The sequence below is a fragment of the Marisediminitalea alba genome, assembly GCF_002993365.1.
Classification (GTDB): Bacteria; Pseudomonadota; Gammaproteobacteria; order Enterobacterales; family Alteromonadaceae; genus Alteromonas; species Alteromonas alba.
Genome location: NZ_PVNP01000032.1, coordinates 13,784 through 29,183, shown reverse-complemented (window position 1 = coordinate 29,183; position 15,400 = coordinate 13,784). Strand labels below are relative to the sequence as shown.

The window sequence follows — 15,400 nt, the reverse complement described above, 5'->3', positions numbered from 1 at the left end:
TTAGGTTAAGCTAACTAAAACACTTTTCGACGCCCGTGATGTCAGCGCCTCCTCTATGTAATATCACCTGCCCTCAGTGCGAAGCCAATGTTAACGTACCGGCTTTGCAGAATAAACAGCGTGCTGTATGCCCGCGCTGCGGTTATACACTGAGTATTTACCACCGCAATGATATGCCCGCGTCGCTGGCCTTATCGCTGTCAGCGATGATTTTTTTAGTGCTGTCGTTACCTTTTAACTTTCTCTCTTTCAGAGCCAACGGGCAGCAAAACAGTATCGATTTACCAGGTGGTCTGAATGTGCTGGTGGAGCAGGATTATGTCACTCTGGCGGTGATCACCGGCATGGCTACTCTGGTACTGCCAGGGCTGGTGCTGACGGGCTTAATTATCCTGCTCAGTTGCCGTTTACTGACCACACCAAGCCCCTGGATGAAAACCCTGCTGCGCTGGGTAGAATGGCTGATGCCCTGGAGCATGGCGGAAATTTTTCTGCTCGGTACTCTGGTGAGTCTGATCAAAATAACTTCATTGGCTGATATCGCTATCGGCCTGTCCTTTTATGCCTTTGTGCTGTTCAGTGTTTGTATGAGTGCAGCGCTGTTTTATTTTGACGATACCCGCCTCAAGCTATGGCTGCACAATGGTGAATTACCACAAGTAACCCCCCTTACACCGCATGTGGCGAGCCTGAGTATTCAGCGAACCTGGGCATTGCTGTTTACGGCGTTAATCCTGTATATTCCAGCTAATGCACTGCCCATAATGAGCACAGAGCTTTTTGGCAGTTCAGAGCCCAATACCATTATGGGCGGCGTGATATCGTTATGGGAGTCGGGTTCTTACCCGGTCGCCATGGTGATATTTGTCGCCAGTATTGTTATTCCGGTGGCCAAACTGGTGGTACTCGCCAGATTAACTTACGCCGTACAATTTAAAGAACTGACGAATCCCGGCAGGCAAATCCGCTACTACCGGTTTATCGAATTTATTGGCCGCTGGTCGATGATAGACGTATTCGTGGTGGCTATACTTGTAGCACTTATCCAGCTTGGCAGTACCCTGGCGATTCACCCTGGCCCTGCAGCGCTGGCATTTTGTGCACTGGTTTTTATTACCATGCTGGCCGCGATGACATTTGACTCCCGCTTAATCTGGCAGCAAAGGAAAGACTCAGATTTATGACCGATGATGCAGCAGTAAAACCCACAACGCGAATATCCAAAGTCTGGGTAATTCCGATTATTGCGTTATTGATTGGCGCCTGGATGGTGTATTACCAGTGGCAAAATCAGGGCCCACTGATCACCATCGATATGAGTTCCGCCAGTGGCATCGAGGTCAACAAAACACCAATTAAAATCCGCGATCTGGATGTTGGCCAGGTAAAAAAAATCGAACTCAAGCCCGAGCTTGATGGGGTCACCGTAACTGCCCGACTGGAAAAAAGCGCAGCCCGGCTGCTCAATGAAAATACCCGTTTCTGGGTAGTAGCACCGCGGGTATCTTTTTCTGAGGTGTCTGGTCTCAACACGTTACTTTCCGGCAGCTTTATCGCAATGACCGCCGAAGCCGGGCAAACCGAACAGGATCATTTTACCGCGCTGGAACGCCCGCCGGTTACGCCACCGGGTACACCTGGTTTACACGTAGAGTTACGCAGCGATACCGACGATTTAACTTATAAGCCCGGCGATACCATCATTTACAAAGGCTTTAAGGTTGGCGAGTTCGAGGAAGTCCATTTTGATGTTGAGCAAGGCCGTATAACCTACCGGGCATTTATTCATGCCCCCTATCACAAGTTAATCGATGAAAACACACGGTTCTGGAACGTTAGTGGGGTAAAATTGCAGCTGGCTTCTAACGGCCTCACAATCCAGACCGGTAGTCTGGAAACTTTACTGGCCAACGGTGTGACTTTTGGTAACCCCCAGGGCGATACCAAAGGCCAACCTATCGATGATAACGCTGAATTTGTAATTTATGGCGACTATAACGCTGCCGCAGATGAACGCTTTCGTTATGCTGCACAATACGTGCTGCTCATCGACGAAAGCGTGCGCGGGCTTACCGTGGGTGCGCCAGTGGAATACCGTGGCCTGCAAATCGGTAAAGTCGCCGCGATTAACTCCAATAACATGGACATCGGCAGCTTACTGGATGATGAGTATCCTATTCCGGTATTAATTAATATTTATCCGGGTAAAGCGCGCCTGGAAGACAGCGAAGAAGGACTGGCCTTTTTACGCGACCGCCTGGGCCGCTGGATCCGTAAAGATCTCAGAGCCACGTTACGCATGGGTAACTTTATAACCGGTGGCTTATTTGTTGATTTACAGCATGTAGACCAGCCAGAAACGGCATCACTGCTATCAGTGAATGACATAGACGTTATTCCCACCGTCTCCAGTGAGTTTACTCAGCTGACCCAAAAAGCCGACGCCATTTTAGATAAAATCAACGCATTACCGCTGGAAACCCTGATTGCAGATATTACCGCCGTAATAGAAACCCTCAACGCTGCCGCCGAATCGGTGAATGAGACCAGTGACAATTTCGACGAAACCATCGCGGCGCTCGACACGGAAGCACTGAACGATCAGATCCAGCACAGTTTAAAAGCCTTTGAGGGTCTCCTGCAGCACTATTCAGAGGGCGGGTTAAGTAAAGCGGAAATCGCCAATACCGTAGACTCATTACAAGAAACGCTCAGGGCCATTCAACCACTGCTGATGCAACTTAATAAAACCCCGAATGGCCTGATTTTCTCAGATAATGCCGAGATAGATATTCAGCCTCAGGCGCAGGAGCAAGACCAATGAAAAAGTGGATAGCAGGCATTGCAGTGCTGTGGTTAGCAGGCTGCAGCAGTAAGCCAATCGGTTTAAATTATTATATGCTGCACGAGCCAACGCTGGTGGCCGCGGAGTCGAGTACCGATATCAGCAACCAGCCCACGATTTTTTTACGCTCGCTGAGTGCACCGGATTATTTAAAGCAACGTAACCTCAGTTTACAGCTCAGCGACAGCGAAATACATTTCGCGCCAAAGCACGTTTGGGCAGAGCCCTTTGACCGTGACTTTAAGATGGCGTTTAGCGAATCCTTGTCTGTGAAGCATAAAATGCGTCTTCGAGTGCAAAGCAAGTGGACAAATCCTGCCCAACCGGAGTACATTTTAGATATACAGCTGGACGACTTTATTCCAACCTATGATGGCAGACTGGTTCTGAAAGGAAAATTCAGGCTGGAAACAGACGGAGCGCCACCGCAGATTGTCCGGTTTAATTACTGGCTGCCACTCAACAAGGATGGTTTTGCGTTTTCAGTATCGCAGATGCGACTGCTGATCGATAAATTAACCAACGATGTTGTAACCAGAGTTGAAGCAGGCAGATAACCCTTACATCATTTTTACTAAGCTATTCGATAGCCTTATCACCAGTGGCTGCCGCCCCGGCCATGACGAAGACACTAATCGCAAGATAGTCGTTATCAACCTGTTCGCGATAGTGGGCATGTCCATCACGCTGGTACTGGGAATCAAAGCCCTTTTCAACGAACAGCTTACTCTTGGCATTGTGTTGCTGTCATCGGCGACCCTGTTTGGCCTGTGTAAAGGGGTGTTGCTGCACAGTAAGTTAAAAAACAATCATATTATTGCCCCTACCCTGCTGGTACTCTGCCTGCTTAGTCTGATGCTGTATCTGGTCATATTCGGTGGCGTGGCTGGCACCGGCCCGCTATGGATTTTTGTGCTGCCCCCGGTCGCCATGTTTTTTGCCGGGGTATTCTGGGGGATTATTACCGTTGGCCTGTTTATCGCGCTGTGCGCGGTCATTCTGTTCACCCCCGGTGATGCGCTGCTGATCGCCAGTTATACGCACGAATTTAAAGTGCGTTTGTTGTTGTCTTTCGCCACCGTGACCTTTTTATCGGCCTTTTACGAGCACAGCCGGCAAACCAGCTTTATCATCATTCGCGATATCAGTGAAAAATTTGAACGACAGGCATTATATGACGCGCTGACCAACCTGCCTAACCGGCGCGGCATTCAGAAGTTTATCGATCACGAGATAAACCGCGCTAAACGGCAGCAGGAACAACTAACCCTTATTCTGTGTGATATTGATCGGTTTAAACAGGTCAATGATAACTACGGCCATGATGGTGGGGACATTGCGCTTAAGCATGTTGCTGACCTGTTTAAGGAGGTCATCAGGGAACAGGATGGCGTGGCACGCTGGGGCGGCGAAGAATTTCTGTTTGTTCTGCCTACCACCAATGAGAGCAATGGCGTGGTACTGGCTGAGAAAATCCGCGAAACAATTCAAGCAACGCCGGTACAAATCAAAAACACCTCACTGACAATTACCGCCAGCTTTGGTGTGGCGCAAATTCACCTGGAAAATGGTCTTAACAATGCCCTTTCACTGGCAGACAAGGCACTTTACCGGGCCAAAGAAAAGGGTCGCAATAAGGTCCTAAGTGCGTCATCATTAACACCTTAAAACGATAGGCTTTCGCAGTATCACTTTTTAATAGTTCGTTACAATTATAAAGCGATCCGATGGCTGTCATCGCTCATAATATAAATCTAAAGAAAAGCGTATCCAGGGTCAAAGGAAGTACAAAATATGAAGTTGATAAGAGTGATCTTACCAATAGCCATCATTGTTCTGGGGATTGGAGCAATGAAGACTGTTACCGCGCTAGGTGACACCACAGAAGAAAACGAGTCGGTCGACACCCGTCCGACCGTGCGGGTTACCCAGTTAAAGCCAGAATCCTTTGCCATAAATATTGAAGCTTTCGGCGAACTTGCGCCATTAGAAAGCACCCGCCTGGCGGCCCAGGTGAGCGGAGAAGTGGTAGAATGGAATCCGACATTCGTTGCCGGCGGCATTGTTAAGCGTGGCGAGATGCTGTTCTCAATTGAAAAAGATGCGTACACCGCAGCCCTGTTACAAGCAGAATCAGCGCTCGCCAATGCTCAGGCAGCGCTGATAGAAGAAAAAGCCCTGGCCAATGTTGCCGAGCGTGAAGCCGCCACCTTACCCAATTCAAGAGTAACCGATTTATACCTGCGTAAGCCACAGATTTTATCTGCTGAAGCAGCGGTTAAGGCCGCCCAGGCACAAATGAAAATTGCTAAGCGTGACCTCGCCAACACTGAGGTGGTTGCGCCCTACGATGCTTTAATTGTTAGTCGCTCTATTGGTAAAGGGGATTTTCTTACCGTGGGAACCTCTGCGGCCACCTTGTACAATGTGGAAGTAGGCGAAGTGACTTTCCCTCTGGCACGTTTCGACCAGGCCTTCCTGCCTGAAGCCCTCAATGGTATTGAAGCAACAGTCTCCTTGCTTAACGGCACAACCGACGAAATTAAACGCTCTGCCACCATCGTTCGCGACTCAGGCATTTACGACAGCGCGACTCGAATGACCCACCTGGTAGCCAGAGTTAACGACCCTTACGGTTTAACTACGCAACAGCCTGTGCTGCGGTTTGGTGCTTACACTAAAGTGTCGTTTACCGGTAAGACCATCGATAATGTTTACCGAATCCCGCAGGAACTGATTACCCGACGTCAACTGTGGATCCTCGATGAAGCCGACAAACTGGTCGCCAAACCGGTTGAGGTAGTGCGTGAAGTTGACAGTGAGTTTTTAATTCGGGTAGATATTGCCGCTGATGATCGCATTGTTATGACACTGCCTGAGTATCCGCAGAATGGAATGGCCGTAAAGGTCATTGAAGGTGCCGATAAACTCGTCGCAAAACAACCTTAATCAACGGAAATCAGCGTAATGTCAGATCCATTAAACCCTCAAACCGGGCTTATTTCGTGGTTTGCCCGTAATTCGGTTGCCGCCAACCTGCTGATGATATTCATCCTTATTATGGGTGCCTTTGGCTACAAAACCATTCAGCGCCAGATGTTTCCGAATATTGAGAGAAACTATATTAATATTTCGGCGCAATACCGCGGTGCGTCTCCCCAGGAAATTGAAGAAAGTATCCTGATCAAGATAGAAGAGAGCCTGAAAGACGTTAGCGAAATTAAACGCACAGTATCCCGCGCTTTCAGAAACAGCGGCCGGGTGTCGCTGGAAATCGATAAAGATGAAGAGCTGACCGATGTGCTCGATAAGGTAAAGCTGCGCGTCGACAGTATTGCCACCTTCCCGGCCGATATGGAGCCGGTCACCATTTCTCAGGCTGAGTTTCAGCAGCAGGTGTACGAAATGGCCCTGGTGGGTGATATTCCATTGGAGGAATTAAAGCCTATCGCCAAGGAAATTGAGGATGACTTACTCCAGTTAAGTAATGTTTCCCTGGCCAATGCCCGGGTACCAACCGATGAAATTGCCATCGAAATTAAGCCTGAACTGCTGCGCATGTATAACCTGACAATTTCAGACGTCACCAATGCCATCAATCAGTACTCTGCCAACATTTCAGCCGGTCAATTACGTACTGACGCAGGCCTGGTCTCGGTGCGGATTGAAAGTCAGTTTTATGATGGCGATGAGTTTGCCAGCATCCCGGTCAAGATTGGCCCGGATGGCGCGAAGGTCGTGCTCTCTGATATCGCCGACATTAAAGATGGCTTTACTGAAGGCGAGCGCTACTTCCGCTATACCGGGCAAAATGCGGTATTGATTGCAGTAAACGCAACTAAATCGCAGAGCATTGTGCCGATTGCTGAAACGGTAAAAGATTTCATGGCATTTAAGAACACAGAGTTGCCAGCCGGTTTAGAGCTTAAAGAGCTGGTCGACATGACCTACTACTTAAATGCCCGCCTGAACATGATGCTCAACAACCTGTTTCAGGGCTCGTTACTGGTTGCTCTGATGTTGACGATCTTCCTGCGCTTCCGCCTGGCTTTCTGGGTTATGGTGGGGCTACCGCTGTGCTTCTTAGGCGCAGTTATGCTAATGCCAGTGTTTGGCGTAAGTGTAAATATCCTGTCGTTGTTCGCCTTTATCATGGTACTGGGTATTGTGGTGGATGATGCCATTGTAATAGGAGAAAGTGCCTACACCGAAATAGAACAACGAGGGCCCGGGGTAGAAAACGTTATCCGCGGGGCCAAGCGTGTAGCAACGCCAGCGACCTTTGGTGTACTTACCACCATAGCCGTGTTTGCGCCATTTACCCTTAGTAGCGGTCCCGAGGGGGAATTCTTTTACAATATCGCCATTGTTGTGATCTTGTGCCTGACCTTTAGTCTGATTGAATCCAAGCTTATCCTGCCTGCGCACATTGCCCATATAAAATTCAGCAAAGTAAAACCTGACGGCTGGCGCTCTCGCTTCAATGCGCGGTTTAATCAGTTTATTCATGGCCCGTACCGTGGCACCGTCGAAAAAGCCGTGCAGTGGCGCTGGGCCGTTCTAGCTGGTTTTGTTGCCATGCTAATGCTGAGCTGGGGCCTGGTTGCCGGTAATCATGTGCGCATGATACCTCAGCCCAAGGTGCCTCATGACTTCCCCAGCATCGGCATTGAGATGAACGAAAATGTGTCGGATATGGCGACCATCGAAGCATTAAAAACCGTCGAATCAGTGATTTGGCAAATTGAAGAAGAAACTATCAAGGAATATGGCTCTGGCATGATCCGTGATCTGCTGGCATTTAATGAATCCCGTACCGAAGCGCGGTTGGTTATTCCTCTGGTCGATGAGGACGCACGTCACTTTAATACCTTTGAACTGGCCCGTAAGTGGCGCGAAAAGATCCCTGAAATCGCCGGTATGAAGAGCTTCAGTATTGAAGACGATGTGAACGGTGGTGGCGACAACGGTGAATTTGGCTACCTGCTGTATGGTGCCGACATTAAGTCACTGAACGAAGCGGGGCTGCGCTTTATTCAGATGTTGCAACAGGAAAAGGGCCTCTATGATGTGAGCTCCACCATTGACCCGGCCAGTAAAGAAGTGCGCATGGAACTGTTACCGGCAGCCTACGAGCTTGGCCTGAATCTGCGTAGCATTGCAAACCAGGTTGGCCTGAGCTTTTACGGCGGTGAAGCCCAGCGAGTGATCCGTGACGGCGAGGAAGTCCGGGTGATGGTGCGCTATCCTCGATTAACCCGGGAGCGTTTTTCTGACCTGAAATACACAGTGATTACCACACCAGAGGGTGAGGAAGTCATGTTGGGTGACGTGGTCACTCTGAGCGAAGAACCCGGAATCAGCTACATTCGTCGTGAAGAGGGCTATCGCTCCGTGTATGTCTATGGCGCTATCGACGAAGAACAGGTTGAACCTAACGAGGTGGTAGCCAGTATTGATCAAAAACTGCTGCCACAGCTGTTCGAGGAATTCCCCAATGTACAAACCCAACTGGGTGGCGACATTGAAGAGCAACAGGCGCAACAAGACGAACAAATCATGTTCTTTGTGGCTGCGATGATCATGGTGTACATCCTGCTGGCAGTGCCGCTGAAGAGTTACGGTCAGCCGTTAATCATCATGTCGGTAATTCCCTTCAGCCTGACCGGTGCCATCTGGGCTCACTACCTGCTGGGCCTTGATCTGAGTATGATGTCGACCTTTGGTCTGATTGCGGCGGCCGGGGTAGTTATCAATGACTCCCTGGTAATGACCGATTACATAAACCAGAAGCGTCTGGAGGGCCACTCCATACTGCAAGCTGTTCAGGAAGCTGGCTGCGCCCGTTTCAGAGCAATAACCTTAACGTCGATAACGACCTTTGCTGGGGTTATGCCAATCCTGTTTGAAACCAGCCTGCAGGCCAAATTTGTCATTCCAATGGCCGCTGCGCTGGGTTCTGCAGTGTTGTACGCGACTTTGGTTACCTTGCTACTGGTGCCCTGCCTGTATTTGATTTTGCAGGACCTGACTACCCTGTTCGGTAAATTCTTTGGCTTGTTTCCACTGATGAAAAATAAACTAACAGGTAAATCTCCCCAGCTTTCTTAACACAATTAACTTCGGGGAGGCCGGTTGCCAAACCGTGCTCCCCGCATGCTTTTCAGTTAAACTTTCCCATCATTAACAACAAAATGTAGTAACAACCTGCCTCTGGCATGGCTCGACCGAGGAGACCCTATGGCCATCACTATTCGCCCCGCTCAGACAACAGATACCGAAACTATCTTACACTTCATCAAAGAGCTGGCTATTTACGAAAAGGCTGAGCATGAAGCCAAAGCCACTCCTGAGCATATTCACAATACCCTGTTTTGCGAAACACCCCATGCCCATGGGCTCATTTGCGAACATGATGGCCAGCCCATCGGTTTCGCAATTTACTTCTTCAGTTACTCTACCTGGCAGGGCCAGTACGGTATTTACCTTGAAGATCTGTATGTTTCACCACAAAGCAGAGGACTCGGCGCAGGTAAACAACTGCTAACCCATCTTGCAGGTATTGCCGTGGAAAAAGACTGTGGAAGATTTGAGTGGAGCGTGCTCGACTGGAATCAGCCAGCCATTGATTTTTATGAATCACTGGGCGCTAAGCCCCAGGGCGAATGGATCCGCTACCGGTTAGACGGTGATGCGCTTAAAGCATTAGGTAGCCAGGCCTGAGCCAATAGTTGATACCAAAAAGCTAACGACTAACGGCGTTTCTCTACCGAGGCGCCAAAATAACGAAAAATATCCCGCCAGCTAACAATCCCAACCGGCTTATCAAACTCGTCGATAACCGGTAAACAAGAAATCTTATGTTGATTAAATAAACCGATGGCGCGCACCATGGTGTCGGTAACTTTAAGAGAAATAACGTCCCGGCTCATAATCTGATGCACCTTGCGCTCCAGCGTGGCACGGTCGCGGATTCGCTCACTAATACTATCAATGAAAGGGCTGATAGCCTTGAGGTAATCGCGGTCTGACAGGACGCCCACCAACTTTTCATCTTCAACCACCAGCAAATGATGAAAGCCACTGGCTTCGAATATCTCTCTGACCACAGTCAGTGAATCGTCCATTTGAACGGTCACTATGCGGCGGGTCATAACACTGGGTATACTCATTTCATACTGCTCCGTGACTGGCGACAACAAACGGCCTAAAGACTCTGTTTCATCAGTGGAAATCTCCACATTACCGTGTAATAGTAGTTTATAAAGTCAATGACAATATAACAATTCGAAGGACGTCAAATGACCATTCGCCTTTATACGCGACTCCTCAACCATCCTTATCTGATTATTCTGTTCAGTAGTATACTGATTCTCGCACTGGCAGCGGGCGCTCAGAACCTCTATTTCCGCGGCGACTATAAGACCTTTTTTCGCGAGGATAATCCGCAACGGGTAGCATTTGAAGAAATGCAGGATATGTTTAATAAAACGGAGTCGGTAAATATTCTGGTTGTGCCGGATTCAGGCAACGTATTTAACGCCACGACGCTGAATCTGATTAAAGCCCTCACTGAAGAAGCCTGGCAAACTCCCTACTCTATTCGCATTAACTCTGTTACCAATTTCCAGCATACCTATGCTGAAGGTGATGATTTAATCGTCGATAAGCTCTATCCGGACTGGCAAACCCTCACCCCAGAAGTCATCGACAATATCGAACAAGTCGCTCTGAGTGAACCTGATGTGGTGAACAGGCTGGTTTCACCAGATGGTCAGGTGGCAGTTATCAGTATAACCGTACGCATGAGCGATGGTGACCAAACACCGGAAGTGGCGGAAATTGGCGACTTTGTAAAAGATATTAAAAACCGGATCGCTTCAGAGCACCCTGATCATAAGCTGTATTTAACCGGCGTGGTAATGCTCAATGATGCCTTCCAGATTGCCGCTAACGACGATGCAGCCACCTTAGTACCGGCCATGTTTGCCGCTATTATTGTGATGATTGGCGTGCTGATGCGATCCTTTTTTGCCGCCGTGACTACTTTGGTAATAGTGGCAACTACCATTGCCGCAACGATGGGATTCGCAGGCTGGAGCGGTTTCTTTTTAAGTGTTTCAACGGTCAATGTACCCACCATGGTGATGACCCTGGCAGTAGCTGACTGCGTCCACGTGATAGCTTCCTGGTTTCAACATATGCGTGAAGGCGAAAGTCGCGATGAAGCCCTGCACAATGCCCTGGCATTAAACTTTATGCCGGTGGTTATTACTTCAGTTACCACTTCAATTGGGTTCTTAACCCTAAATTTTTCCGATGTGCCGATTCTGGTCGACCTGGGGAATCTTACAGCGATGGGCGTCATGCTCGCTTGTGTACTGGCTCTCACACTGTTACCGGCAATGCTTAAAATTCTGCCAATTAAACCACCGCAGCAAACCAGCACTAAACCGCTGCCCTGGCTCACCGGGTTGGGTGAATGGGTGATCACCTATCACCGCCGGGTTTTACCTTACAGTGCAATCGTTTTTGTAACCGCATTGATTCTGGCTTCCACCAACCAGTTAAATGACATTGCTATAAAATACTTCAGTCAGGATAACACCTTCCGTCAGGCGGCCGATTATCAGTCAGAACACCTAAGCGGTCTCGCCACCATTGATTTTGCCATTTACACCGATGAGATCTCCGGTATTAACAAACCGGAAGTATTAACCTCGGTGCAGGCACTGACCGAATGGTTGAGGGCGCAGCCAGAGGTTGATCATGTTTCTTCCATTAGTGACACCTATAAAAAGCTCAACAAAAACATGAATTATGATAATGAGAGTTTTTACCGGTTGCCGCTTGATGTGGAACTGGCTGCCCAGTATCTGTTGCTGTTTGAGATGTCTCTCCCCTATGGCCTCGACTTAAATAACCAGATTGATGTCGACAAAGCCGCAACCCGAATTAGCGTGACGCTGGATAACCTTGGCAGTAAAGAGCTCACGGCCTTTGAACAGCGCGCCAAGGACTTCTTCAATAAACTGGCGCCTGAGCTTAGGTTAACCGCGGCAAGCCCTGCTCTGATGTTTGCTCACATTGGTGAGACCAATATGCAAAGTATGCTGAAGGGCTCGCTTACGGCGCTGGTGATCATATCAGGGCTGCTGGTCTTTGCCTTAAAATCCCTGAAACTGGGAGCGATCAGCCTGGTGCCCAATTTACTGCCAGCCGGGTTAGGGTTCGGCATCTGGGCCATGCTCTCGGGTGAAATCAATATGGCGCTTTCGGTGGTGCTCAGTATGACACTGGGGATCATTGTGGATGACACGGTGCATTTTTTATCGAAATACAAAAAAGCCCGGGAACAAGGTAAAAGTGCCGAAGAAGCCGTGCGATATGCTTACAAAACCATTGGTCAGGCGCTTATTGTAACTACCACAGTGCTGACCGTGGGCTTTGGTATTCTTAGCCTGTCCAGTTTTGCGCTCAATTCAGATATGGGCCTGCTGACCGCCATTATCCTGGTGGGTGCGCTGGTGATCGACTTACTGTTTCTGCCTGCGTTTTTACTCTGGCTGGATACCGAGCGAACGGCTAAAACTCACTCGTAGATATCAATGTGCGGAGCATCAGGATCATGATGATGTTCTGGTGTTTCGCCATGACTGTCGTAGAGCAGTTCTTCCTCATCTTCCGGCGCTGGTGCAGCAGATTGTTCATCAGCCTGCTTTTGATGCTGCTGCCGGGATGACTCCTGCTCCTGGCGGGGTGCTTTTTCATGCACCTTATATTGCTCCTGCTCACTGATCAGGCGTTCTTCATCATGGGTTTCTTTCTCATCTTCAGACAGGTGCTTAGCCCGGGCTTCTTTACTGACCCGCTTGACCTTTTCGTCGACTACCACCGGCACTTTGCCTTCCCGTGGCAAAACCGAAAACAATAGATCGTTACTCATAACAACCACCTCCCAACCTTTGCCTCAACTATACGCCTTTATGTATAATTATTCACCAGCTTAGGGTATTCATTCCAATCTGACAGGTCTTATAACCATTAATTAGAGTATATTTACCCGCAAAAGTTGCAAAACACTTGCAATGGCTGCGCGTCTTGGCTATTGTTTGCGCGTCTAAATTAATGAACAAAATTTAATACATGATTAAACGCGCCGCCATTCATCACCACCATCATAAAGCATAACCTTTCAGGTTTGTGCTGGAAGGTTGTTGTTTTCCTTCCAGTGGCGCAGATAAAGAATATCGACCCCCGGAAGGAAACTTCCGGGGGTTTTTCGTTAATGGCGCACCAAATTCAGGACTAATTAGAGGACCATCACCATGAGTGATAACAGCAGACTGCGAATTGCAATTCAAAAATCCGGTCGTTTAAGCGACGACAGCATTGCACTTCTTAAAGCTATAGGCATTAAACTCAACATTCGCGATCGCCTGCTGATTGCCCATTCTACCAATGAGAATATCGACCTGCTGCGTGTTCGCGATGATGACATTCCGGGCCTGGTTATGGACGGTGTTGTTGACATGGGCTTTATTGGTGAAAACGAGTTAGAAGAGAAAATGCTCGAGCGTCAGGCCGCTGGTAAAGCAGCCGATTTCGAAGTGCTGCGTCGTCTTGATTACGGCGGTTGTCGTTTATCTCTCGCTGTTCCTACTGAGATGGACTACAACGGCGCAGCCTCTCTGGGCGGTAAAAAAGTCGCCACTACCTACCCTTATTTACTTGAACGTTACTTCAAAGAGCAAGGCATTAACGCCAAAGCGGTCATGCTGACAGGCTCGGTAGAAGTAGCGCCTCGCGCCGGTGTAGCCGACGCCATCTGTGATTTGGTATCAACTGGTGCCACCCTTGAAGCCAACGGCCTGCAGGAAGAAGAAGTGATCTTCCGCTCAAAAGCCGTGCTGATTCAACGTGCCGATGGTGAACTGAGTGCCGAAAAACAAGCGTTGATCAACCGTCTGGTGCCGCGCATTGATGGCGTTATTCAGGCCAAAGAAAGCAAATACATTATGCTGCACGCGCCAAAAGCGTATCTGGAGCAGGTAAAAAGCTTACTCCCGGGCGCTGAGAACCCAACCGTGCTGCCACTGGCTGGCAGCGACGACACCGTAGCTATCCATGTTGTCAGCCCTGAGAACCTGTTCTGGGAAACCATGGAAAAGCTCAAAGCATTAGGTTGCAGCTCTATTCTGGTTATGCCAATTGAAAAGATGATGGGTTAAAAAGCGAGGCTAATCCTATGATTAACTGGTCTACTCTGACTTCTGCACAACAAGTTGACGCGCTGGCTCGTCCGGCAATGGCCGACAGCGCCAAACTCAGGGCAACCGTGGCAGACATCCTTGCAGAAGTGCTTACGCGCGGTGATGAGGCGGTACTGGAATTTACCCGCCGTTTCGACTCGCCTGAGCTTACCAGCCTGAAACTCAGTATTGAAAAACGTGATGAGCTGGCTGCTCGTGTGACGCCTGAAGTACAGGATGCCATTCAAACGGCGTTTGCCAATGTAAAACAATTCCACGAAGCTCAGTACCCACAGGACATCCGGCTTACCACTACGCCAGGCGTCGTCTGCGAGCAACGTTTTACTGCGCTGGAAGCGGTAGGTTTATACATCCCGGGAGGCAGTGCGCCACTGCCCTCTACCGTTATGATGCTGGGTGTACCGGCGATGGTAGCTGGCTGCGAGCGCAAGGTACTTTGTACCCCGCCTAATGCCGGGCAGGAAATTGCCCCTGAGATTGCTTTTGCCGCCAAATGCTGCGGTATTGGTGAGATTTATCTGTGTGGCGGCGCGCAGGCGATTGCCGCGATGGCCTTTGGTACCGACACCATCACCAAAGTCGATAAAATCTTCGGCCCCGGTAATAGCTTTGTTACCGAAGCCAAACAGCAGGTGAGTCAGCGCGCCGACGGTGCCGCCATTGATATGCCTGCCGGACCATCAGAAGTACTGGTGCTGGCTGATGAAAGCGCCGATGCCGACTTTGTTGCCTCTGACTTGCTTTCCCAGGCCGAACACGGCCCGGATTCACAGGCTATTCTGGTCACTAACAGTGCTGAGCTGATTGAGGCAGTAGAAGCAGCGGTAGCCAAACAACTGGCACAGCTATCACGCAACAGTATTGCCAGCAAGGCCATGGAAAACGCCCGTTATATTCTGACCAGCTCAGTGAACGAAGCCATTGCCGTGAGCAATCAGTACGCGCCTGAGCACTTAATTGTGCAATGTGATAATTCACGGGGGTTACTGCCGCTGATAAAACATGCCGGCTCAATATTTTTAGGCCCGTGGTCACCGGAGAGTGCCGGCGATTACGCCTCTGGCACCAACCACGTGTTGCCGACTTATGGCTACGCCAGAAATTACTCCAGCCTGGGACTGCTGGACTTTATGCGCCGCTACACAATTCAGGAACTCAGTGAAGACGGCATGCGCAATTTAGGCCCGGCCATTATGCAACTGGCTGATGCCGAAGGGCTCGATGCTCACCGCAATGCGGTTGGCTATCGGCTGGACAAATTGAACAAGCAAAACGATTAACT

12 protein-coding genes and 1 other annotated feature are annotated in these 15,400 nt (G+C 49.4%); of the genes, 10 read left to right on the top strand and 2 right to left on the bottom strand.

All coding sequences use genetic code 11. The features are described 5' to 3' along the window. Window positions 1–38 precede the first annotated feature (38 nt). The 7 genes from C6Y40_RS04050 (at window position 39) to C6Y40_RS04020 (ending at window position 9,568) form a co-directional block, all read left to right on the top strand. Window positions 39–1,184 (top strand): paraquat-inducible protein A, encoded by a 1,146-nt coding sequence (locus C6Y40_RS04050; protein ID WP_105933464.1) that lies wholly within the window; start codon window positions 39–41, stop codon window positions 1,182–1,184. Further along, window positions 1,181–2,824, top strand: a complete 1,644-nt coding sequence (gene pqiB, locus C6Y40_RS04045; protein ID WP_105933463.1) for an intermembrane transport protein PqiB — start codon at window positions 1,181–1,183, stop codon at window positions 2,822–2,824. The genes C6Y40_RS04050 and pqiB overlap by 4 nt, the downstream gene beginning before the upstream one ends. Beyond that, window positions 2,821–3,402, top strand: a complete 582-nt coding sequence (locus tag C6Y40_RS04040) for a PqiC family protein (RefSeq protein ID WP_105933462.1) — start codon at window positions 2,821–2,823, stop codon at window positions 3,400–3,402. Before pqiB ends, C6Y40_RS04040 begins: the two co-directional genes overlap by 4 nt. Further along, window positions 3,386–4,513: a GGDEF domain-containing protein gene (locus tag C6Y40_RS04035; RefSeq protein ID WP_105933461.1), complete on the top strand. Its 1,128-nt coding sequence runs from the start codon at window positions 3,386–3,388 to the stop codon at window positions 4,511–4,513. Before C6Y40_RS04040 ends, C6Y40_RS04035 begins: the two co-directional genes overlap by 17 nt. Window positions 4,514–4,639: 126 nt before the next feature. Next, window positions 4,640–5,794: an efflux RND transporter periplasmic adaptor subunit gene (locus C6Y40_RS04030; RefSeq protein ID WP_105933460.1), complete on the top strand. Its 1,155-nt coding sequence runs from the start codon at window positions 4,640–4,642 to the stop codon at window positions 5,792–5,794. 18 nt (window positions 5,795–5,812) lie between these two features. Continuing rightward, entirely contained in the window at window positions 5,813–8,956 is a 3,144-nt protein-coding gene (locus C6Y40_RS04025) for an efflux RND transporter permease subunit (protein ID WP_105933459.1), read from the top strand. 129 nt (window positions 8,957–9,085) lie between these two features. Continuing rightward, on the top strand, window positions 9,086–9,568 hold the full coding sequence (locus C6Y40_RS04020) for a GNAT family N-acetyltransferase (RefSeq protein ID WP_105933458.1): 483 nt from the start codon (window positions 9,086–9,088) through the stop codon (window positions 9,566–9,568). A gap of 29 nt (window positions 9,569–9,597) precedes the next feature. Here the strand turns inward: C6Y40_RS04020 and C6Y40_RS04015 are convergent, their stop codons facing one another. Beyond that, entirely contained in the window at window positions 9,598–10,017 is a 420-nt protein-coding gene (locus C6Y40_RS04015; RefSeq protein WP_105933457.1) for a CBS domain-containing protein, read from the bottom strand. A gap of 129 nt (window positions 10,018–10,146) precedes the next feature. Here C6Y40_RS04015 and C6Y40_RS04010 point away from each other — a divergent pair, with 129 nt between their 5' ends. Continuing rightward, the gene (locus C6Y40_RS04010) at window positions 10,147–12,447 is read left to right on the top strand and encodes an efflux RND transporter permease subunit (protein ID WP_105933456.1); all 2,301 of its coding nucleotides are present in this window, start codon (window positions 10,147–10,149) and stop codon (window positions 12,445–12,447) included. Here C6Y40_RS04010 and C6Y40_RS04005 read toward each other — a convergent pair. Continuing rightward, complete coding sequence (locus C6Y40_RS04005; RefSeq protein ID WP_105933455.1) at window positions 12,438–12,791, bottom strand: hypothetical protein; 354 nt, start codon at window positions 12,789–12,791, stop codon at window positions 12,438–12,440. The genes C6Y40_RS04010 and C6Y40_RS04005 overlap by 10 nt on opposite strands. A gap of 220 nt (window positions 12,792–13,011) precedes the next feature. Beyond that, window positions 13,012–13,128, top strand: a sequence feature (His leader region). A gap of 45 nt (window positions 13,129–13,173) precedes the next feature. Between C6Y40_RS04005 and hisG the strand changes: the two genes are divergently transcribed. Continuing rightward, window positions 13,174–14,076 (top strand): ATP phosphoribosyltransferase, encoded by a 903-nt coding sequence (hisG, locus tag C6Y40_RS04000; RefSeq protein ID WP_105933454.1) that lies wholly within the window; start codon window positions 13,174–13,176, stop codon window positions 14,074–14,076. Between the two features lie 17 nt (window positions 14,077–14,093). Beyond that, entirely contained in the window at window positions 14,094–15,398 is a 1,305-nt protein-coding gene (gene hisD, locus C6Y40_RS03995; RefSeq protein WP_105933453.1) for a histidinol dehydrogenase, read from the top strand. Window positions 15,399–15,400 lie beyond the last annotated feature (2 nt).

Coding starts and splice junctions, on each gene's coding strand:
- hisD (WP_105933453.1), top strand. CDS start 14,094: ATGATTAACTGGTCTACTCTGACTTCTGCACAACAAGTTGACGCGCTG.
- pqiB (WP_105933463.1), top strand. CDS start 1,181: ATGACCGATGATGCAGCAGTAAAACCCACAACGCGAATATCCAAAGTC.
- C6Y40_RS04030 (WP_105933460.1), top strand. CDS start 4,640: ATGAAGTTGATAAGAGTGATCTTACCAATAGCCATCATTGTTCTGGGG.
- C6Y40_RS04010 (WP_105933456.1), top strand. CDS start 10,147: ATGACCATTCGCCTTTATACGCGACTCCTCAACCATCCTTATCTGATT.
- C6Y40_RS04025 (WP_105933459.1), top strand. CDS start 5,813: ATGTCAGATCCATTAAACCCTCAAACCGGGCTTATTTCGTGGTTTGCC.
- C6Y40_RS04050 (WP_105933464.1), top strand. CDS start 39: ATGTCAGCGCCTCCTCTATGTAATATCACCTGCCCTCAGTGCGAAGCC.
- C6Y40_RS04005 (WP_105933455.1), bottom strand. CDS start 12,791: ATGAGTAACGATCTATTGTTTTCGGTTTTGCCACGGGAAGGCAAAGTG.
- C6Y40_RS04015 (WP_105933457.1), bottom strand. CDS start 10,017: ATGAGTATACCCAGTGTTATGACCCGCCGCATAGTGACCGTTCAAATG.
- C6Y40_RS04020 (WP_105933458.1), top strand. CDS start 9,086: ATGGCCATCACTATTCGCCCCGCTCAGACAACAGATACCGAAACTATC.
- C6Y40_RS04040 (WP_105933462.1), top strand. CDS start 2,821: ATGAAAAAGTGGATAGCAGGCATTGCAGTGCTGTGGTTAGCAGGCTGC.
- hisG (WP_105933454.1), top strand. CDS start 13,174: ATGAGTGATAACAGCAGACTGCGAATTGCAATTCAAAAATCCGGTCGT.